This is a genomic window from Dyella acidiphila, assembly GCF_014863405.1.
GTDB lineage: Bacteria > Pseudomonadota > Gammaproteobacteria > Xanthomonadales > Rhodanobacteraceae > Dyella_B > Dyella_B acidiphila.
The window spans coordinates 104163-123547 of sequence record NZ_JACZZA010000009.1 but is presented as its reverse complement, the minus strand read 5'-3'; the positions used below and the strand labels follow the sequence as shown (position 1 = coordinate 123547).

Annotated in this window: 18 protein-coding genes; 11 read left to right on the top strand and 7 right to left on the bottom strand. The window is 64.2% G+C overall.

The window, feature by feature from the left end; genetic code table 11:
* Positions 1–44: 44 nt before the first annotated feature.
* The 6 genes from IGX34_RS15060 (at position 45) to mfd (ending at position 7482) form a co-directional block, all read left to right on the top strand.
* Positions 45–686, top strand: a complete 642-nt coding sequence (locus IGX34_RS15060) for an NAD(P)-dependent oxidoreductase (RefSeq protein ID WP_192556545.1) — start codon at positions 45–47, stop codon at positions 684–686.
* A gap of 64 nt (positions 687–750) precedes the next feature.
* Positions 751–1677 carry a 23S rRNA (adenine(2030)-N(6))-methyltransferase RlmJ gene (locus IGX34_RS15055; protein ID WP_192556544.1) on the top strand — a complete coding sequence of 309 codons (927 nt, stop codon included), beginning with the start codon at positions 751–753 and terminating at the stop codon, positions 1675–1677.
* Positions 1678–1731: 54 nt separating this feature from the next.
* Positions 1732–2247: a Slp family lipoprotein gene (locus tag IGX34_RS15050; protein WP_225737487.1), complete on the top strand. Its 516-nt coding sequence runs from the start codon at positions 1732–1734 to the stop codon at positions 2245–2247.
* A gap of 13 nt (positions 2248–2260) precedes the next feature.
* Entirely contained in the window at positions 2261–3169 is a 909-nt protein-coding gene (locus IGX34_RS15045) for a cation diffusion facilitator family transporter (RefSeq protein ID WP_192556543.1), read from the top strand.
* Between the two features lie 158 nt (positions 3170–3327).
* The gene (locus tag IGX34_RS15040; RefSeq protein WP_192556542.1) at positions 3328–3939 is read left to right on the top strand and encodes a GNAT family N-acetyltransferase; all 612 of its coding nucleotides are present in this window, start codon (positions 3328–3330) and stop codon (positions 3937–3939) included.
* A gap of 93 nt (positions 3940–4032) precedes the next feature.
* The gene (mfd, locus tag IGX34_RS15035) at positions 4033–7482 is read left to right on the top strand and encodes a transcription-repair coupling factor (RefSeq protein ID WP_192556541.1); all 3450 of its coding nucleotides are present in this window, start codon (positions 4033–4035) and stop codon (positions 7480–7482) included.
* A 58-nt stretch (positions 7483–7540) separates the two neighbouring features.
* On the opposite strand, the gene egtD is transcribed toward mfd, so the two are convergent.
* Positions 7541–8521, bottom strand: a complete 981-nt coding sequence (egtD, locus tag IGX34_RS15030) for an L-histidine N(alpha)-methyltransferase (protein ID WP_192556540.1) — start codon at positions 8519–8521, stop codon at positions 7541–7543.
* The gene (gene egtB / locus IGX34_RS15025; protein ID WP_192556539.1) at positions 8518–9774 is read right to left on the bottom strand and encodes an ergothioneine biosynthesis protein EgtB; all 1257 of its coding nucleotides are present in this window, start codon (positions 9772–9774) and stop codon (positions 8518–8520) included. The genes egtD and egtB overlap by 4 nt, the downstream gene beginning before the upstream one ends.
* Positions 9775–9958: 184 nt before the next feature.
* On the opposite strand from egtB, the gene IGX34_RS15020 reads away from it, so the two are divergent.
* Positions 9959–10405 (top strand): DUF6491 family protein, encoded by a 447-nt coding sequence (locus IGX34_RS15020; RefSeq protein WP_192556538.1) that lies wholly within the window; start codon positions 9959–9961, stop codon positions 10403–10405.
* 60 nt (positions 10406–10465) lie between these two features.
* Here IGX34_RS15020 and IGX34_RS15015 read toward each other — a convergent pair whose 3' ends face one another.
* The 3 genes from IGX34_RS15015 to IGX34_RS15005 form a co-directional block, all read right to left on the bottom strand.
* Positions 10466–10861 carry a hypothetical protein gene (locus IGX34_RS15015; RefSeq protein WP_192556537.1) on the bottom strand — a complete coding sequence of 132 codons (396 nt, stop codon included), beginning with the start codon at positions 10859–10861 and terminating at the stop codon, positions 10466–10468.
* 63 nt (positions 10862–10924) lie between these two features.
* The gene (gene rlmKL / locus IGX34_RS15010; protein WP_192556536.1) at positions 10925–13123 is read right to left on the bottom strand and encodes a bifunctional 23S rRNA (guanine(2069)-N(7))-methyltransferase RlmK/23S rRNA (guanine(2445)-N(2))-methyltransferase RlmL; all 2199 of its coding nucleotides are present in this window, start codon (positions 13121–13123) and stop codon (positions 10925–10927) included.
* Positions 13120–13647 (bottom strand): alpha/beta hydrolase, encoded by a 528-nt coding sequence (locus IGX34_RS15005; RefSeq protein WP_192556535.1) that lies wholly within the window; start codon positions 13645–13647, stop codon positions 13120–13122. The genes rlmKL and IGX34_RS15005 overlap by 4 nt, the downstream gene beginning before the upstream one ends.
* Positions 13648–13795: 148 nt before the next feature.
* Between IGX34_RS15005 and IGX34_RS15000 the strand changes: the two genes are divergently transcribed.
* The 4 genes from IGX34_RS15000 to IGX34_RS14985 all read left to right on the top strand — a co-directional run bounded on the left by IGX34_RS15000 (position 13796) and on the right by IGX34_RS14985 (position 16497).
* The gene (locus tag IGX34_RS15000) at positions 13796–14368 is read left to right on the top strand and encodes an N-acetylmuramoyl-L-alanine amidase (protein WP_192556534.1); all 573 of its coding nucleotides are present in this window, start codon (positions 13796–13798) and stop codon (positions 14366–14368) included.
* Between the two features lie 32 nt (positions 14369–14400).
* Positions 14401–15270 carry an acyl-CoA thioesterase gene (locus IGX34_RS14995; RefSeq protein ID WP_192556533.1) on the top strand — a complete coding sequence of 290 codons (870 nt, stop codon included), beginning with the start codon at positions 14401–14403 and terminating at the stop codon, positions 15268–15270.
* Positions 15271–15344: 74 nt separating this feature from the next.
* On the top strand, positions 15345–15743 hold the full coding sequence (locus tag IGX34_RS14990) for a hypothetical protein (RefSeq protein ID WP_192556532.1): 399 nt from the start codon (positions 15345–15347) through the stop codon (positions 15741–15743).
* A 43-nt stretch (positions 15744–15786) separates the two neighbouring features.
* Positions 15787–16497, top strand: a complete 711-nt coding sequence (locus IGX34_RS14985; RefSeq protein ID WP_192556531.1) for an arginyltransferase — start codon at positions 15787–15789, stop codon at positions 16495–16497.
* 25 nt (positions 16498–16522) lie between these two features.
* Here IGX34_RS14985 and IGX34_RS14980 read toward each other — a convergent pair whose 3' ends face one another.
* The gene (locus IGX34_RS14980) at positions 16523–18040 is read right to left on the bottom strand and encodes an FMN-binding glutamate synthase family protein (RefSeq protein ID WP_192556530.1); all 1518 of its coding nucleotides are present in this window, start codon (positions 18038–18040) and stop codon (positions 16523–16525) included.
* Positions 18041–18115: 75 nt separating this feature from the next.
* Positions 18116–19297, bottom strand: coding sequence for a formate-dependent phosphoribosylglycinamide formyltransferase (purT, locus tag IGX34_RS14975; protein ID WP_192556529.1), 1182 nt, complete (start codon positions 19295–19297; stop codon positions 18116–18118).
* Positions 19298–19385: the final 88 nt, after the last annotated feature.

Genomic DNA, 19385 nt, shown 5'->3' with positions numbered 1-19385 from the left:
GGCGCATGCTGTGCCGGCCCAATTCCCTGCGATGGAGATAAACCATGAATCTGGTTCTGTTCGGCGCCACCGGCCATGTCGGCCACGCCATCCTGCAAGAAGCCCTCGACCGCGGCCATCAGGTGACGGCTGTAGTGCGCGATCCCAGCCGCTTGAGCACGCATCATGCGCGGCTGCAGGTGGTGACCGGCGATGCGGCCCAGCCCGCCACCTGGCTCGCCGCCGCACATGGCGCCGATGCGGTCATCGCCAGCCTTTCCGCCCGCCGCGATGGCCATAGCGACACCCTTCCCCACGCTGCCGCGACGCTGCTCGACCAACTGCCCGGTGCCGGCGTGAAGCGCCTGCTCTGGGTTGGCGGCGCCGGCAGCCTGGAAGTGGCGCCGGGCGTAAAGGTGATCGACGATGCGCATTTTCCGGAAGCATGGAAGCCGGAAGCCCAAGCGCAGGCACGCGCCCTTGACGTATTCCGCGCCAGCAAGGCCGACCTCGACTGGACCTACATCAGCCCGGCCGCCCTGCTCGAAGACGGCGCACGCACCGGCAGCTACCGGGTCGGCGGCGACCAGTTGCTGACCGACGCCAGCGGCAGCAGCCGCATCAGCGTGCCGGACTATGCCGTGGCCTTGCTCGATCGCCTGGATCGAAACGACGCATTGCGCCAGCGCATCACTGTGGCCTACTGAGGCAGCACTGCGTGCAAGGGAGTGAGAGAATGGCAACACACTTCTCGCTCCCTCGCCGCCCGCCATGAATTACCGCCACGCCTATCACGCCGGCAACTTTGCCGATGTACTCAAGCACAGCGTGCTGTTTGCGCTGATCCAGGCGCTGCAGGCCAAGGACACGCCGTTTGCACTGATCGACACCCACGCCGGCAGCGGCTGCTACGCGCTGGACAGCGAAGAAGCCGGCAAGACCGGCGAATACCGCGATGGCATCGTGCGCCTGCTGTTTCCGGATCTGCAGCGCGGGGACGGCCGCGCAAAGCAAACGCTGCCGGCGTTGCTGCGCCATTGGCTCGACGCCATCCTGGCGCTGCCCGGCAACGAGCATGGGCTGAAACTGTATCCGGGCTCGCCGCTGCAAGCGGCCCGCGCCATGCGCAGCGGCGACAGTGCACACCTGTGCGAATTGCATCCGGACGAGGCGCAGTTGCTGCGCGAATTGTTTCATGACGATCCGCGCGTGCACGTACACAACCGCAACGGTTACGAAGCATTGAAGGGGTTGCTGCCGCCCAAGGAAAAACGCGGACTGGTGCTGATCGATCCGCCCTACGAAGCCCAGGAAGCCGAATACAGGTTGATCGAAGCAACGCTGAAGGCAGCACTGCAACGCTGGCCCACCGGCATCTACGCGATCTGGTATCCGATCAAGCAGCGCAGCCAGGTGCAGCCGTTCCTGCGCTGGTTGCAGCACAGCAGCGCCCGGCGTGTCTTGCGCGCCGAACTGCTGGTGCATCCGGATGACTCGCCCTTGCGCTTGAACGGCTCGGGCATGGCCATCCTCAACGCGCCCTGGAATTTCGACCAGGTGCTGCGCGAACCGCTGCAGGCGATGGCCCGCCTGCTATCGCAACAGCGCGCGGCCGAGTGGAAGCTGGATTGGCTGGTGCAGGAACAGGGCGCTGCAGCAACGCCGCCCAAGGTATCGCCGCCCCGGCGCGCCCGCTAAGCTGATCGCTCCACGGCGACGATGCGTGGCCGGGTTCGAGGCGAGGGTATCGGCATGAACATGCACTGGAGTTTCCGCCCGTTGCGCTGGCTGCTGCCGGTCGCCGCACTGGCTTTGGCGGCCTGTGCGCCGGCGCCGATCTATCCGGTCACGGCAGCAACCGTCACGGTGACACCGGCGCAGGCGGCACATGCGCCGGAGCAATACGCCAAGGGCGCGGTGATCTGGGGCGGCAGCGTGATCGAGGTGCGCAATTTCCCCGACCACACGGAAATCGAAGTGCTCGCCTATCCGCTGGATTCCTCGCAACGGCCGCAGCCGAATGCGCAGGGGCTGGGCCGCTTCATCGCGATCTATGCCGGTTATCTGGAAGCATTTAATTATCCGAACGGCAGTCTGGTGACGATCAGCGGCCAGCTCGACGGCAGCCGCAGCAGTGCGGTGGATCAGGCCGCCTACGTGTATCCGCTGGTGAATGTGGCGCAGTTCCACCGCTGGACCGCCGCAGAGTTGCGTGCCGGTCATCCGGATATCCATTTCGGCGTCGGTGTCGGCGTCGGCATTCGTTAGCAGGGAGCGCTGCATGTCCGGCCATGGCAATTCGCTGCGCGCCATCTTCCTGGCGCTGGGCGCCAACTTTGCGATCTTCCTCAGCAAGCTGGTCGCCGCTGTCATCACCGGTTCCGGCGCCATGCTGGCCGAAGCGGTGCATTCGCTGGCCGATTGCGGCAACCAATTGTTGTTGCTGCTTGGCATGCGGCAGGCGAACAAGCCACCTTCGGATGAGTACCCGCTGGGCTGGGGCCGCGCGCTGTATTTCTGGTCCTTCGTGGTGGCGTTGCTGCTGTTTGCCGTCGGCGGCCTGTTCTCGGTCTACGAAGGCGTGCACAAGCTTGCCCATCCCGAGCCGCTGAAATGGCCGTGGCTGGCGCTGGGTGTGCTGCTGTTCGGCGTGGTGGCCGAAAGCATTTCAATGCGCGGCTGCCTGCATGAAGTGAACCTGGCACGTGGCGAGCAGAGCCTGTGGCGCTGGTTTCGCGAAACGCGTTCGAGCGAACTGCTGGTGATCTTCGGCGAAGACCTCGCCGCCCTGCTCGGCCTGTGCGTGGCCGCGCTGGCCGTGGGCGCCACCATGCTTACCGGCAACTTGCTGTTCGATGCGCTGGGCACCATCGTTATCGGCGTGCTGCTGATTAGCGTGGCCATCGCACTGGCGATCGAGGTGAAAGCCCTGCTGATCGGCCAGGGTGTGGAGCCGCGCCGCCGGGCCGAATTGCTGGCCTTCCTGCACGAGCGCCCCGAAGTGGCCCAGGTCTACAACCTGATCACCTTGCAGATGGGCCCGGACGTGATGGTGGCCGTGAAGGCGAAGATGGCACCCACTCCGGACAGCCTCAGCCTGGTCCAGGCCATCAACACCGTGGAGGCGGCGATGAAGGCCCGGTTCACCGACATCCGCTGGAGCTTCTTCGAGCCGGATATCGCTGATTAGGCGGCCTCGCAATTCCGCACCGCAGCATTTTGTTGGTCTTAAATGTGCGTACCGGCCCGTCACACGCCCTTTAAGAGCCGAATTAGCGCTGCCAGCGTGAATCGCTGACCCGGCCCCTCATTCATGTTGCAGTGCAAACAATACGCTATAGTACGGACATGTCTACGACCTCTGCCCGCGTTCTCGGCTCCCTGTCCCGGCACGCCCAGCCGCCGCCCCCTGCGAACGAGCGCTTTGCCCGCTCGCCGGTCCTCACCCAGCCCAAGGGCGAGGCGATGCATACCGCGGATGGCCGCGAGCTGGTGTTGCGCAATATCGAACCGGGCGACGTGGCCGCCGTGCAGCGCTGCTTCAAGCGCCTGCCGGCGCAGGATGTGCGGCGGCGCTTCATGCACGCCATGTCCGAACTGCCCGCGCCGATGGCGCAGCGCCTGTGCCGTATCGATCCCGAGCTGGAAGCCGCCTACGTGCTGATGGACGAGACGGTAACCCCGGCCGAGCTGCGCGGCGTAGGCCGCATCTTCATCGATGTGGCGGCCAACAGCGCTGAATTCTCGGTGCTGGTGGAACGCGAATGGAGCCGCATCGGCCTCGGTGCACTGCTGATGCAGCGGCTGGTCGACGAATGCCGCCGCCGCGGGTTGGGCGAGCTGTGGGGCTATGTGCTGATGGAAAACCGCCCGATGCTCGAACTGTGCAAGGAGCTTGGCTTCGTCGCCACGATGCTGCCGGGCGAAGCAGGTACCGCGCAGATCCGACTGGCGCTGTAGGAACGCGCCGACAGGGCCGATCCGGCCGACGCGCTACACTTGTGCGTTCGACCGGTGCGGCATGAGGGCTGCGCCTCCCTATGCAGCGTTCCCATGCCCACTTCGATCAGTCACCCGCCCCTTCCCACCACCCCCAAGCAGCGCCGCTACTGGACCCCGCCACATGGTTCAGCGCGCGCCCTGCTGGTTGCCCAAGCCGCGCAGTCGCATAGCGGCCTGCTGGTAGTGGTAACCCGGGACACCCAGCGCGCCCATGCCCTGGAAGACGAATTGCGGATCTTTGCCGGATCGCTGCCGGTGCTGCATTTCCCCGATTGGGAAACCCTCCCCTACGACGTCTTCAGTCCGCATCCGGATATCGTTTCGCAGCGCATCGCCACGCTGTACCAGTTGCCCGCCGTCAAGCGCGGCGTACTGGTGGTGTCGGCCGCCACGCTGATGCAGCGCATTGCGCCGCGCACGCACATCACCGGCTCCGGCTTGATGCTGCGCAAGGGACAGAAACTGGACCTGGCCGTCGAACAGCGCCGGCTGGAAGCGGCCGGCTACCGGCATGTGCCGCAAGTGGGCGAGCCGGGCGATTTCGCCGTACGCGGCGCTTTGATCGACATTTTCCCGATGGGTGCGCGCGAACCGTACCGTATCGAGTTGTTCGACGACGAGGTGGAATCGATCCGCAGCTTCGATCCGGAAACGCAACGCTCGCAGCAGCAGGTGGAAAAAGTGGAGCTGCTGCCGGCGCGCGAATTCCCGGTCACCGACGAGGCGGCCAAGGTGTTCCGCAATCGCCTGCGCGAACGCTTTCCGATCGATGTGCGCCGCTGTCCGCTGTACCAGGACATGAAGGAAGGCGTCACGCCGGGTGGCATCGAATACTACCTGCCGCTGTTCTTCGAACAGACGGCGACGCTGTTCGACTATCTGGCCGACGATGCCCTGTTCGTGCTGGGCGAAGGCGCCAGCGAAGCGGCCGACCAATTCTGGACGCAGACGGCCGAGCGCTACGACCAGCGCGCGCACGACATCGAGCGGCCGGTGCTGCCGCCAGCGGAGCTGTATCTATCGCCGGAACAGCTGCGCGAGCAATGGAACAAGCGGTTGCGGGTGGAAGTGGTCCCCAGCGGCCATGAGCATGCCGTGGCCGCCGGCACGCAACCTGCGCCGGAACTGCCGCTCAATCGCAAGGGCGAGGAACCGGGCACGTCGCTGCGCCATTTCATCGAAAATTATCCGGGTCGCGTACTTATCGCCGCCGATTCCGCCGGCCGCCGCGAAGCCTTGCTCGAGCAACTGGCAACCGCCGGACTGAAGCCGCAGAACGTCGACGGCTGGCAGGGCTTCCTGGCCGACACGCGAGCACTGACGATCACCATCGCGCCGCTCGAACAGGGTTTCGCGCTGACCAAGCCGGCGATCACCGTGCTGACCGAGCGCGAGCTGTTCGGCGAGCGTGTGCGTACCGAGCGTCGTCGCCGACGCGGCGCAGCGCGCGATCCGGACACCATCATCCGCGATCTCACCGAGCTGTCGGTGGGTTCGCCGATCGTGCACGTGGATCATGGTGTGGGCCGCTATCAAGGCCTGGTATCGATGGAGCTCGGCGGCATGGCCGGCGAGTTCCTCACCATCGAATACGCCAAGGGCGACAAGCTGTATGTGCCGGTGGCGCAATTGGGGCTGGTCAGCCGCTACTCCGGCACCGCGCCGGAACTGGCGCCGCTGCATTCGCTGGGCGGCGACGCCTGGGAGCGCGCGCGCAAGAGGGCCGCCGAGAAAGTACGCGACGTGGCCGCCGAACTGCTGGCCATCTATGCGCAGCGTGAAGCCCGCGGCGGCGAATCGCTGCCGATCGACCGCCAGCTGGTGGAAGAATTCGGCAGCAGCTTCCCGTTCGAGGAAACACCCGATCAGCAGCTGGCCATCGACGCCGTGCTCGGCGACCTGGCCGCGCCGCGCGCGATGGATCGCGTGATTTGCGGCGACGTCGGCTTCGGCAAAACCGAAGTCGCGCTGCGTGCGGCCTTTGCCGCGGCCACCGCCGGCAAGCAGGTCGCCGTACTGGTGCCGACCACCCTGCTCGCCCAGCAGCATTACCGCAATTTTGCCGACCGCTTCGCCGACTGGCCGGTGCGCGTGGATGTGCTGTCGCGCTTCCGCTCCACCAAGGAAGTGAACGAAGCGCTCAAGCGATTGGCCGATGGCCAGATCGACGTGATTGTCGGCACGCACAAGCTGCTGCAGCCGGATATCAAGTTCAAGCAGCTGGGCCTGGTCATCGTCGACGAAGAACAGCGCTTCGGCGTGCGCCAGAAAGAGCAGCTAAAAAAGCTGCGCGCCGAAGTGGACTTGCTGACCATGACCGCCACGCCGATCCCGCGCACGCTGAACATGGCGATGAGCGGCCTGCGCGACCTGTCGCTGATCACTACGCCGCCGGCGCACCGCATGGCCGTGCGCACCTTTATCTCCGCCTGGGAGCCGGCGCTGATCCGCGAAGCCTTCCAGCGCGAGCTGCAGCGCGGCGGCCAGGTGTATTTCCTGCACAACGAAGTGGAAAGCATCGAGCGCACCGCGCGCGAAGTGCAGGAACTGGTTCCCGATGCGCGCATCGGTATCGCGCACGGCCAGATGCCGGAGCGTGAGCTGGAACAGGTGATGGCGGACTTCCACCGCCAACGCTACAACGTGCTGGTATGCACCACCATTATCGAGACCGGCATCGATATCCCCACCGCCAACACCATCATCATCGACCGCGCCGACCGCTTCGGCCTGGCGCAGCTGCATCAGCTGCGCGGCCGCGTCGGCCGTTCGCACCATCGCGCCTATGCCTACCTGATCGTGCCTGATCGCAAAGCCATTACGGCCGATGCAGAGAAGCGCCTGGAAGCGCTGGCTTCGCTGGAAGAACTTGGCGCGGGCTTTACGCTTGCCACGCACGACCTGGAAATTCGCGGCGCGGGCGAGCTGCTCGGCGACGAGCAATCCGGCCAGATCCAGGAAATCGGCTTCGGCCTGTATACCGAACTGCTGGAACGCGCGGTGCGCGCGCTGAAGTCCGGCAAGGTGCCGGATTTCGACCTCAGCAGCGAACACGAAACCGAAGTGGAACTGCACCTGCCGGCGCTGATCCCCGACGATTATCTGCCCGACGTGCATACGCGCCTGACCCTGTACAAGCGCATCGCCAGTGCGCGCGACGAGGAATCGCTGCGCGAACTGCAAGTGGAAATGATCGACCGCTTCGGACTGCTGCCGGATCCGGTCAAGCAGCTGTTCGCCATCGCCAGTCTGAAACTGATGGCTACGCCGCTGGGCATCCGCAAACTCGATTTCGGCGCCAATGGCGGCCGCGTCACCTTCCGCGACAAGCCCGAGATCGATCCGATGGCCATCATCCGGCTTATTCAGAACTATCCGCGCGTCTATAAACTGGATGGGCAGGACAAGCTGAAAGTAAATCTTGAATTGCCTGGTGCCAGCGAGCGTATTCGCACGGCGGAAGAGATTCTGACCAAGCTGGGCGCACGCAAAGCCGCGTAGATTGGATAGGTTGGGCTACCCCCGGATCAAGTCCGAGGTAACCCAACCTACCTTGCCGTTAGGCGGCGGAACTGCCGCGTACCAGGTATTGCAGGCTGAACATCCCTTGCGGATCCAGCCATACTTGCTGCACCGCCAAGCCAGCCACGGCTGCCAGCGCAGCGAAGTCATCCAGCGAATACTTGCAGCTGTATTCCACCAGCATCGCTTCTTCTTCGCGGAACAGCACCTGCAGCCGCCCCACGCGCACGCGCTGTTCGCGATTGCTGAGAATATGCGTTTCGATACGCCCGGCCATGGCGTTGTAGTGCGCACGATGGCGGAACGCACCAAGCTCGAAATTGCATCCAAGCTCGCGATTCAAGCGGGTCAGCATGTTCAGCGTAAAGGCTGAGGTGATGCCGGCAGCGTCGTTATACGCAGCCTCCAGGATCGACCTGTCCTTCTTCAGATCCACGCCCACCAGAATGCCGCCGTTATCGCCCATTTCGCTGCGCATCTTGCGCAGCAGCTGCGCCGCTTCGCGCTCATCGAAATTGCCAATGGTAGAGCCCGGGAAATACACCACGGTACGGCGTGGCGCACGCGGCGGGACCGGCAGGCGCAGCGGTCGCGTGAAATCGACCGGCAGCGGCTGGATCGGCAATGTGGGGAGATATTCTTCCATGCGCTGCATGCTTTGCCGCAACGCATCGGTCGACAGTTCGATCGGCACCCACGCCACCGGTGCGCTGAGGTGCCCCAGCAACAATCGCGTCTTGATCGCATGGCCGCTGCCGTATTCCACCAGCCGCACATCCGGTCCCAGCACCTCGCCGATCTCGCTCGCATGCGCATCGAGCAGAGCGATTTCCGCGCGCGTCAAATAATACTCAGGCTGTTCGCAGATCTGTTCGAACAGCGCCGAGCCATGATCATCGTAGAACAGCCAGGACGGCAGCCGCTTGGGCTGCGAACGCAATCCGCGCTGGACTACCTGCAGCAGCTGATTGTCGGGCGGGCGCTGCTCGTCACGTACGGCATAGGCTTGAACATTCATCGGTCCTGTCCCAATCGGATGCCCGCAAACTGCCAGCGGGCATGGGGCGGAAAGAAATTGCGATAACTGGCACGAATATGGTCTTGTGGCGTGGCACACGAGCCACCGCGCAATACCCACTGCCCATTCATGAACTTGCCGTTGTATTCGCCAAGCGCACCGGGCAAAGGCTTGAAGCCGGGATAGCTCACATAAGGCGAAGCGGTCCATTCCCACACGTCGCCATACATCTGCTGCAGACCCTCGCCGCCCGTTGCGGCACGGGGATGGAACTGCTGACTTTCCTGGAAGTTGCCGATCGCACGCAGCGATGCCGCCGCATCTTCCCATTCCGCTTCAGTGGGCAGGCGCGCACCGGCCCAACGGGCGAAGGCGTCGGCCTCGAAATAACTGATGTGGCATACCGGCGCCTGCGGATCGAGTTCGCGCAGGCCCGACAGCGTGAATTCGGTGGCCAGATCTTCCTGCCAGTACAACGGTCGCTGCCACTGCTCGTGCTGCACCGTCGCCCAGCCATCCGACAGCCACAAGCCAGGGTCGCGATAACCACCGTCGCGCACAAAGGCCAGATATTCGCTGTTGGTGATCAGCCGGTTGGCCAAGGCATGTGGCGACAGCCAAGTGCGGTGACGTGGCGTCTCGTTGTCATAGGCAAAGTGCTCGCGCCCGCGATGCCCGATCTCCACCGCGCCTTCGCGGCCTGGCAGAAATCGCATCGGCACGGACGGGCTGGCCGCTACCGCGGCTACCGCCTCCCGATAGACCGGATGCAAAGGCTGACTCCAGAACGCGTGCTTCAGATCGGTCAGCAACAGCTCCTGATGTTGCTGCTCGTGTTGCAAACCGAGTTCGATCCGCGCCGCCAGTTCATCATCGATGCCCCGCTCGATCAGCTCGCCGACTGCCTCGTCCACGCGCGCGCGGTAATCGCGCACTTCTTCCAGCGAGGGACGCGAAAGCAGGCCGCGCTGCGGCCGCGCGTGCATCGGACCCACCGACTGATAGTAAGAATTGAACTGGTAATGCCACTCTGGATTCGGCGGCCGATAGGCCGGATCGTGACCCAGCACAAACAACTCGAAGAACCAGGTGGGATGTGCCATATGCCATTTGCCGGGACTGGCATCGGGCATGGACTGCACCATCAGATCTTCGGCGCTGAGGCCCGCGCACAGCGCAAGCGTCTGGCGGCGAATACGCATAAAGCGCGCAAGGCGGTCTTCCCTGCGCACGGCAAATGTCGACGCGGTCATGACACTGGCACTAGCCGGATGGAGATGGTGCGATACATCTTGTGGAGCATGAACCAGCGGACGATCATAGTCTTCACCATGCCGCAAGCATCGTTCATATTATGTGATCCGAGCATGGCGGGAATATGGCTGCTGCGGTACCCGTATCGCCGCAGCGCATCAACGCAGCCAAGAGGTGACCTTTATGAGACCAGTCATTTCGGCAGTGCTGTTTTTTGCCTTTGCAGCAAATGCGGGACTGGCGTGGGCGCAATCATCCACGCCACCCCGGACGCCCTTGCCCAACAACGACTGCCTGCGCGTCAGCCAGATCAACGAATGGCATATCGTCGACCCCAGGACCGTGATCGTGCAGGCCGGTCCTTACCAGCGCTACCTGGTGAAGCTGCAGGCCGATTGCCAGAAGCTGGGCATCGGCAACCCGGGCCTGATGTTCATCGGCAGCTCGGGGGACAGGGCCATCCAACCGGACCGCATCTGCGGCGCGGTGGGCGAAAAAGTACGTGCCCGTTATCAACCCGCGTGTGCCATCCAGTCCTTGAGCCTGATCGACCAGGCCACGTTCAACGACCTGCGGACCAAGGCGAAGTACCACAGCATTACCTCGCAACAGCCCAGCAAGACACCATGAACTAATTGGACAAAAAAAGAGCCCGGCGCAAGCCGGGCTCTTTCATCATCTACGCCTTGATCAGTATGCCGGACCGATGTAGCGGGTCTGGTAAGGATCGGACGTGATCACCGTGGTGACCACCGGCGGCGGCGCGGCCTGGTAGACCACCGTGCCCGGCGCATAAACCACGGCCGGCGGCGGTGCGTAATAAACCGGCGGACCCGCTACGGCACCGGCGACGAGGCCTGCCACTGCACCACCCACGATCGCGCCAGCGATCCAGCGGCCACCGCTCCAGTAACCACCGCGATAGCAGCAACCGCCACCGCGGTAATAACCACCGTGATAACCATAACCGCCGTGCCAACCCGGACCGCCGCCCCAGCCGTGGGCGGATGCGCCTACCGGCAAAGCCGCGGCCGCGGCGAGAGCCAGGCCGATTGCAACGAACTTGCCGACATTACGTTTGGACATGACACACCTCCGTCAAGATGGGAATTATGGTCGTCCTCGCGCGCTTAATCTGTACTGAAGGGTTTACTTCTTTACGCGGGCGTTGTCCCACGGATTTAACCCGCCCTCAGCCGCCCCCGCCGCCCCCTTCAAACGCAGCAGCCAGCAGTCATGAATATTGGCGCGGCGGGCGAAATCGAACGGGATGCTGGCAGCGCCCCAATTCTCGATCGTGAGCCGCTCTTCCAGGGCTTCCCGGTCGAGCGTGAAGCGGCGGAAGTTGTTGGAAAACAAGATCACGCCATCGCTATTGAGATGATCGGCGCAAGCCAGCAGCAGTTTGGCGTGGTCGCGCTGCACGTCGAAATCGTCGGCACGTTTGGAATTGGAGAAGGTCGGCGGATCGACGTAGATCAGCCCGTACCGCTCGCGCGCGTGCCGCAGGAAGTCGAATGCATCGGACTGCACCAGCCGGTGGTGTGCGCCGGTGAACCCATTCAGCGCAAGATTCCGCGATGCCCATTCAAGATAGGTGCCGGAAAGATCGACCGTGGTGGTATCGCGCGCGCCGCCGGCTGCCGCGTAGACACTGGCGGTGGCGGTATAGGCAAACAGGTTCAGGAAGCGCCGCCCGTTCGCCAGCTCGCGCAACTTCGCACGAACCAGGCGGTGGTCGAGGAATAGGCCGGTATCCAGATAATCGTAGAGATTCACCAGGAACTGCAGGCCGCCCTCTTCCACTTCGATAAATTCGCCGCGCTGATCGAACTGCCCGTATTTCGAGCCGCCCTTGCCGCGTTCGCGCGTTTTCACGGCAATGCGCGTGCGCGGCACCTCGAAGGTTTCGCCGGCCACGCGTGCGATCTCGCGCATGCGGGTGCGCGCCACATCTTCGGGGATATCCGCGGGGGCGCGGTATTCCTGGATATGCAGATGGGTGGCGCCGGCCGTATCGGTGTAGACATCGATGGCCGCCGCGTATTCGGGCAGATCCTGATCGTATGCCCGCCAGGCATGAATGCCTTCGCGCTCCAGGCGCTTGCGCAAATGCCGGACATTCTTGTCCAGCCGGTTTTTCAGCATCTGCGCGCCGGCGGACAGCGGCGGCTTTTCGCGCGGCGTCTCGTCGCGCGCGCGCAGCTCGAAAATCAGCAGCACGGTTTCGAGGGCGCCGTTGTAGAGCGTGTATTTCTTTTCCGGGCGCAAGGTGGTGGCACGCCCAAGCTCCGCATCGCCAGCGAGGATGGCGGCGCGCCAGCCGGTAAAGCGGTCGCGCAAGAGTTCGCCCAAGGTTCGATAGAACTTGGGCAAGGTCTCGCGATCGCCGAGGCGTTCACCATAGGGTGGATTGGTAATCACCAGGCCGTTGGCGAAGCCCGGTGGCGGCGTCACGTGCAAGGCATCGTGCCGATCGAGGGTAAAGAAGCCGGCCACGCCGGCTTCCTGCGCGTTGCGCTTGGCGGTCTGCACCATGCGTGGATCGGCATCGGAGCCGAAGAAGCAGCTGCGCAGCGCCGGCAGACCGGCATCGGCGCGCTGGCGCGCCTCGTCCAGCAGCTGGCGCCAGAGCGCAATATCGTGCTGCTGCCAGCCCAGAAATCCGTAATAGGTGCGACGCAAGCCAGGTGCCACGTCGGCCACCATCAGCGCGCCTTCGATCAGCAGCGTGCCGGAACCGCACATCGGATCGAGCAGGCCGCCGCCTTCGGCATACACCGCCGGCCAGCCTGCGCGCAGCAGCATGGCGGCGGCGAGATTTTCCTTCAGTGGTGCGTCGCCTTGTTGTTCGCGCCAGCCACGACGGTGCAGCGGCGCGCCCGCCAAGTCGATCGAGACGGTAGCGCGATCGCGCCGCAGGCGCAGATTGATGCGTACATCCGGCTCCTCCGTATCCACGCCGGGGCGTTCCTGCCCGCGCTGGCGGAACTGGTCGACCACCGCGTCTTTTACGCGCTGGGCCAGGAACTGGCTGTGCGCCATTTTGCTCTGTGCGGTATTGGCATCCACCGCAAGGGTGGCGTGCTGCGCCAGATGCTGCGACCAGTCGATCGCCTGCACACCTGCGTACAAGGCATCGTCGGAAGCGGCTTCGAACTCGGCGATCGGCAACAGAATGCGGCTGGCCAGGCGCGACCACAGGCAGGCGCGATAGGCGGTTTCGAGCGTGCCCGAAAAACGCACACCGGCGAGCGCCTCGTGCACATCGCTGCCGCCCAGCGCGATCAGTTCATCGCGCAGCAAATATTCGAGGCCCTTGGGGCAGGTTGCAAAAAAGTTGTTCAAGCGCGCTTGGCCAGTTGTTCCAGGAAAAAGCCGAACTGCCGGCCGAGTTCGTCGACATGCCCGCTCAGGCGGTGATCGTCGTCCAGCACCAGCAGCGGCAGGTAACGGCGGCGGGCGAATTCATAGATCTCATCCAGCGGGCAGACCTCGTCCTGCCACCCGTGGATCAGCAAGGTGGGCACGTCCTCGCGCAGATCGAAGGCGAAATCGCTATCCGGGATCAGCGATGGCGTGGCCAGCAGGAACAGGCCGGCCACCGGCTGCTCGAGCGACGCCAGGCCCGAGACGAATGCACCCATGCTCGAGCCGACCAATACCGGCGGCGTGGAACTTGCGGCAATCCGCTCATGCAGCCGGGCGATCCGCGGCGCCACCGAGCCGGCATGGCCCAGGGCATCGTCCTGGCGATAGTCCGGGCGCTCGGTGCTCCAACCCATCGCCTCGGCGACCTGAGCCAACATGCTGACCTTGGTCGCATCCGGACCGGTATCCGAACCGTGGGAGAGTATGACGTGTCCGGGCATGAGGGCCTCCTTGAGCGCACAACAGGACGCGCATGATAGCCCTGTTGCCGTGTGAGAAGTCTCCAGAATGAGGGGGATGCGAGCGCAAGATCTGTCTGTCGCTCCCCGCGCTATCCATCCCTCTTCCCGCTTATGCAAGACTGCCCGCATGCCTGCGCTGACCATCCACGACCAACCGCTGCCTTACGTCGCCAAGCTGCCGGAGCGCCCGGCCAGTGCGGTCACCCTGGTGGTCATCCATTGCACCGAATTGCCGGATCTGGCCACCGCCCGCGAATACGGCGAGAAGGTGCTGTATGAAAGCGGCGCCGGTAATAGCGGCCACTACTACATCGACCGGGACGGCGCGGTATACCGGTATGTGCCCGGCACCCGGGTCGCCAACCACGTGCGCGGCTACAACCCGCCGTCGATCGGTATCGAGCTGGTCAATCGGGGGCGCTACCCCGACTGGTTCGACTCGCGCCGGCAGACCATGACCGAACCCTACACAGCCGCGCAGATCGCCGCCTTGCGCGCACTGCTGGCGCAGTTGCGCGTGGAATTCCCCAACCTGCACGAGATTGCCGGCCACGAGGACCTGGATACCGCCCGCGTGCCGGCCAGCGACGATCCGGGCAAGCAAGTGCCGCGCAAGCTCGATCCCGGACCGCAGTTTCCCTGGGCCGAAGTGCTCCGGGACAGCGGCCTGCAACGGACAGGCGCCGCCGCCCCGCTATAATCGACGGTCTTATGCCCGGAGAATTGGCCGCAATGCGGGATACGCACGTCAAAGAATTGGTCGAGCTGCTGCAGCTTGAACGGCTGGAAGACAATCTCTTCCGCGGCCAGAGCCGCGATATCGGCACGCGCTTCGTATTCGGCGGACAGGTACTCGGGCAGGCACTGGCCGCGGCCCAGCAGACGGTGGATCCCTCGCGCGAAGCCCATTCGCTGCACGCCTATTTCCTGCGCGCTGGCGATATCGACGCACCGATTGTCTACAGCGTCGAGCGCGCCCGCGACGGTGGCTCGTTTTCTTCCCGCCGGGTAGTGGCGATCCAGCACGGCCAGCCGATCCTGAATGGGGCGATTTCGTTCCAGGTTCCGGAAAAAGGCGTGGAGCACCAATCCTCCATGCCAGAAGTGCCGGCACCGGAAGACGTGGAGCCGATGCATCACGTACCTGCGGAAGAACTGGCGCGCCTGCCGGTGAAACTGCAGCGCTGGCTAGGCAATGACGGGCCGTTCGAGTTCCGCCAGGTCTGGCCGCGCGACGAAATGCATCCGGCCAAGCGGCCGCCGATCCAGCACATCTGGTTCCGCCTTACCGCCCCGGTCAGCGACTCGGCGGTATTGCACCGCGCCCTGCTGGCGTATGCCTCGGATTTCCACCTGATCGGCACCGCCACCCTGCCGCACGGCATTTCCTATCTCACCCACAATATCCAGATGGCCAGCCTGGACCACGCGCTGTGGTTCCATCGCCCCTTCCGGGTGGACGAGTGGCTGCTGTACTCCTTCGACAGCCCCACCGCCCAGGGCGCCCGCGGCCTGGCGCGTGGACAGATCTTCAGCCGCGAGGGCCAGTTGGTGGCCTCTACCGCGCAGGAAGGCCTGATCCGGCTGCGCAGCGAAGGCTGAGCCCCACGGCATGCGACCGCCGGTGCTTCCGGTTTGCGCGAAGTGCCTGCGGTGCAGCCTGCTAAACTGGCCGCATGCGCCAGATCTACAGCTCGCCCCGCCAGGAAAACATCGACCGTGTTGCGGCCTACATGGCCGAAAACGGTGTCGAGACCACGATCACCAATCGTTCCAACTGGAACCGTCCGACCTATCAGCGCTTCAGCTACTCGCAGCGCCGCGATAATCGCGACAGCTGGCCGCAGGTGTGGGTGAACCGCGCCGACGATTACACCAAGGCGCGCGAATTGCTGCGCCAGCTCGGCATCGAGCCGGTCGTCCGCTACAGCGAGGAACTGGCTGCCGAGCGCAATCCCGTGCAGGCCATGTACACGCGGCGCGAGCACACGGTGGCGCGAGTCCGGCGAATCGCCCTGCTGGCGATCCTGGGCGTGTTCATGGTGCTGGCACTGCACTACCTGCACGTGCTCTGAAATCGCTTGCCACGGCAGCCGGCGGCGGTCATAGAATCGCCCCATGCGCTCCGATCACGTCCGCCTGTTCCAGACCTTGCCGCACGCCTGCGGGTATTTCGCCGGGCGCACGGCACAGAATCTGGTGATCGACCCAGCCGCTCCGCAACTGGATCGGCTGTATGGCGCCGCCCTCGATCATGGCTTTCGCCGCGCCGGCGGCCATCTGTATTTCCCGCATTGCCCCAACTGTCATGCCTGCACGCCGTGCCGCATCGACGTGGCGAATTTCAAACCGGACCGCGCACAGCGCCGGTGCCTGAAGCGCAATGCCGACCTGAAAGTCAGCGAGCGCATGGCCGGCTACAACAGCGAACGCCATGCGCTGTACTCGCGCTATCTGCGCACGCGCCACCCCGGCGGCGGCATGGACGAAGCCGAGGCCAGCGATTTCCGCCGTTTCCTGACCGCGCCGTGGAGTCCCACGGTGTTCCTGGAATTGCACTTGGGCGAACGCCTGCTTGCGGTGGCCGTGACCGATATCTGCGCCAGCGGCATTTCAGCCGTCTACACGTTTTACGACCCGGACGAGCAGGAACGCAGCCTGGGTACTTTTGCGATCCTGCAGCAGGTGGCGCTGGCCCGCCGCCGGGGCATACCGTGGGTGTATCTGGGCTTCTGGATCGAAAACCATTCCAAGATGGACTACAAGCGCCGCTTCCGCCCGCTGCAGATACGCACCGCGGACGGCTGGGTCGACATGCCGCAGACATAGCGGCAGCCGACCGCGCAGGCCGGCATCAGGCCTCCTGCGCCAGCGTTCCCTTCGGATACGGGAACAGCTTGATCAGCGGCACCGAGATGCCGTCGTCGCCCACCACGCGGCAATGCGTGCGATCCAGTTCACGCGGATCGTCCACGCCACAGCTGTGCGCAATGATGCCCACTTCATGCATCACGTTCTGCGCGTAGTGCGCAACGCGCTCGCTCTTGTCGGTCACCACCAGGCCACGCTGCAGGCGCGCATTCTGGGTAGTGATGCCGGTGGGACAGGTGTTGCGATTGCACTGCAGCGATTGGATGCAGCCCAGCGCCAGCATGAAGCCGCGCGCCGAATTGACGAAATCCGCGCCCATCGACAAGGCCCAGGCCACGTCATAGGCGGTAATGCATTTGCCTGAGCAGATCACCTTGATGCGATCGCGCACGCCCTGCTCGATCAAGGTGTTGACCAGCGCCGGCAAGGCTTCGTGCAAGGGCAGGCCCACACCTTCCATCAAGGTCTGCGGTGCGGCGCCGGTGCCGCCTTCGGAACCGTCCACGATGATGAAATCCGGCGCGCTCTCGATGCCGCGCTGCCTGATCTCGGCGCAGAGTTCCTCGATCCATTCCATGCCGCCGAACACTGCCTTGAAGCCGGTCGGCTTGCCGGTGAGGCGGCGGATGTGCACAACCGAATCCAGCAACTGCTGCACATTGCCGATGTCGAGATGGCGGTTCGGGCTTTGCGAATCCTGGCCCACCGGAATGCCGCGGATGGCCGCGATTTCCGGCGTGACCTTGGCCGCCGGCAGCAGGCCGCCCATGCCGGGCTTGGCCCCCTGCCCGAGCTTGATGCTGATCATCTTCACCTGCTTGTGCGCACTGATCGCCAGCAGTTTCTCGTCGTCCAGCTTGCCGTCCGGCGTACGCACGCCGTACTTGGCGGTGCCGATCTCGAACACGATGTCGCAGCCGCCTTCCAGGTGATACGGCGCCAGGCCGCCCTCGCCGGTATCCATCCAGATGCCGGCCTTGGCCGCGCCGAACGAAAGCGCGCGCACTGCCGGCGCCGACAAGGCACCGAAGCTCATCGCCGAAATATTGAAGAACGATGCGTGGTCATACGGCTCGCGCGCGAACGGCCCGATGCGCACCGGCTTCGGTTCCACGTGGTGATCGCCCAACGCAGGGAATGCCGCATTGACGAAGAACGGCACGCCTTCGCCGCGCAGGTCGCGGGTGGAGCCGAAAGAGTTGGTGTTCTCCGAATTCTTCGCCGCGCGATAGACCCACATGCGCTGCGCGCGATTGAACGGCAATTCTTCGCGGTCGCTGGAATACAGGTACTGGCGGAAGAATTCGCCCAGATGCAGGAACCAGTAGCGGAAGTGACCGATGACCGGGTAATTGCGCAAAACAGAATTGTGCGTCTGATTGCGATCCAGCACCCACACCACCAGCACCACCAGGATGACGATCGCCAGCAGCAGCACAAACAACAGTGCGAAGGTTTCCACCAGCACCACCAGCCAATGCGAAAAACCTGCCGATTCCATCCTTATTCTCCACTGTAGGTTTGCACTTGCCCGAAAGCCTCGACCCCCGGACTGCGATAGCAACACCGCTCGATTTTACAGTTCCGTGCGAATCAGTCTGGCCGCGCGAATCGCCTTGGCCTTGGCCGCTTCGACATCTATATCGCGCGCCAGGGTTACGGCCATGCGACGGCGCCCTTTCACTTCCGGCTTGCCGAAAATGCGCAATTGCGTATCCGGCTCGGCCAGCGCCTGCTCAATGCCGAAGTAGCGCGGCACACTGCCCTCGCCTTCCACCAGCACGGCGCAGGATGCAGAAGGACCCAGTTGGCGGATCAGCGGAATCGGCAGCCCGAGGATCGCCCGCGCATGCAGGGCGAATTCGGAAAGCTCCTGCGAAATGAGCGTTACCAGTCCGGTGTCGTGCGGACGCGGGCTGACCTCGGAAAAGATCACCGTATCGCCCTGCACGAAAAACTCCACCCCGAATACGCCCCAGCCACCCAGGCCGGCAGTGATCGCCTCAGCCTGCCGCTGCGCTTCGGTCAGCGCCGCGGCGCTCATCGGCTGCGGCTGCCACGACTCGCGATAATCGCCGTCTTCCTGCCGATGCCCGATCGGCTCGCAAAAGCTGGTGCCATCCTTGTGCCGCACGGTCAGCAAGGTGATTTCATAGTCGAACGGCACAAAGCCCTCGACGATCACCCGGCCTTTGCCGGCCCGTCCGCCGGACTGGGCATAGTCCCAGGCCGCCTGCAGCTCGGAGGCCTCGCGCACCACGCTTTGGCCCTTGCCCGACGAACTCATCACCGGCTTGATCACGAACGGGTAGCCGATGGCGGCAACCGCCTCGCGGTATTGCGCCTCGTCATCGCAAAAGCGATAGGGCGAGGTCGGCAGGCCCAGTTCTTCGGCGGCCAGCCGGCGGATACCCTCGCGATTCATGGTGAGCCAGGCGGCCCGCGCGGTCGGCACCACCTTGAGCCCTTCTTTCTCCAGCTCCACCAGGGTGGGGGTATGGATGGCCTCGATTTCCGGCACGACCAGGTCGGGCTGTTCCTGTTCGATCAGGTGGCGCAATGCGGCCCCGTCGAGCATGTCGATCACGTGGCTGCGGTGCGCCACCTGCATGGCCGGGGCCTGCGCATAGCGGTCCACGGCCACGACCTCCACCGCGTACCGCTGCAGCTCGATGGCTACCTCCTTGCCCAGTTCGCCCGAACCCAATAACAGGATCTTCATGGCATGCTTGGAACAGGGGGTGCCAAATGGCTTCATTACGTTCTCCAGTAAAGCGAACATTCTACCGCTTGGGCGTTGTCGCACCGCAGATTGACGGCCGTCTAAAGCAGGTATCCACTTACTT

What these genes read in the sequence shown, in the direction of transcription:
- IGX34_RS15060 (WP_192556545.1), top strand. Translation starts at nt 45, where the DNA reads ATGAATCTGGTTCTGTTCGGCGCCACCGGCCATGTCGGCCACGCCATC.
- IGX34_RS15055 (WP_192556544.1), top strand. Translation starts at nt 751, where the DNA reads ATGAATTACCGCCACGCCTATCACGCCGGCAACTTTGCCGATGTACTC.
- IGX34_RS15050 (WP_225737487.1), top strand. Translation starts at nt 1,732, where the DNA reads ATGAACATGCACTGGAGTTTCCGCCCGTTGCGCTGGCTGCTGCCGGTC.
- IGX34_RS15045 (WP_192556543.1), top strand. Translation starts at nt 2,261, where the DNA reads ATGTCCGGCCATGGCAATTCGCTGCGCGCCATCTTCCTGGCGCTGGGC.
- IGX34_RS15040 (WP_192556542.1), top strand. Translation starts at nt 3,328, where the DNA reads ATGTCTACGACCTCTGCCCGCGTTCTCGGCTCCCTGTCCCGGCACGCC.
- mfd (WP_192556541.1), top strand. Translation starts at nt 4,033, where the DNA reads ATGCCCACTTCGATCAGTCACCCGCCCCTTCCCACCACCCCCAAGCAG.
- egtD (WP_192556540.1), bottom strand. Translation starts at nt 8,521, where the DNA reads ATGAATGTTCAAGCCTATGCCGTACGTGACGAGCAGCGCCCGCCCGAC.
- egtB (WP_192556539.1), bottom strand. Translation starts at nt 9,774, where the DNA reads ATGACCGCGTCGACATTTGCCGTGCGCAGGGAAGACCGCCTTGCGCGC.
- IGX34_RS15020 (WP_192556538.1), top strand. Translation starts at nt 9,959, where the DNA reads ATGAGACCAGTCATTTCGGCAGTGCTGTTTTTTGCCTTTGCAGCAAAT.
- IGX34_RS15015 (WP_192556537.1), bottom strand. Translation starts at nt 10,861, where the DNA reads ATGTCCAAACGTAATGTCGGCAAGTTCGTTGCAATCGGCCTGGCTCTC.
- IGX34_RS15005 (WP_192556535.1), bottom strand. Translation starts at nt 13,647, where the DNA reads ATGCCCGGACACGTCATACTCTCCCACGGTTCGGATACCGGTCCGGAT.
- IGX34_RS15000 (WP_192556534.1), top strand. Translation starts at nt 13,796, where the DNA reads ATGCCTGCGCTGACCATCCACGACCAACCGCTGCCTTACGTCGCCAAG.
- IGX34_RS14995 (WP_192556533.1), top strand. Translation starts at nt 14,401, where the DNA reads ATGCGGGATACGCACGTCAAAGAATTGGTCGAGCTGCTGCAGCTTGAA.
- IGX34_RS14990 (WP_192556532.1), top strand. Translation starts at nt 15,345, where the DNA reads ATGCGCCAGATCTACAGCTCGCCCCGCCAGGAAAACATCGACCGTGTT.
- IGX34_RS14985 (WP_192556531.1), top strand. Translation starts at nt 15,787, where the DNA reads ATGCGCTCCGATCACGTCCGCCTGTTCCAGACCTTGCCGCACGCCTGC.
- IGX34_RS14980 (WP_192556530.1), bottom strand. Translation starts at nt 18,040, where the DNA reads ATGGAATCGGCAGGTTTTTCGCATTGGCTGGTGGTGCTGGTGGAAACC.
- purT (WP_192556529.1), bottom strand. Translation starts at nt 19,297, where the DNA reads ATGAAGCCATTTGGCACCCCCTGTTCCAAGCATGCCATGAAGATCCTG.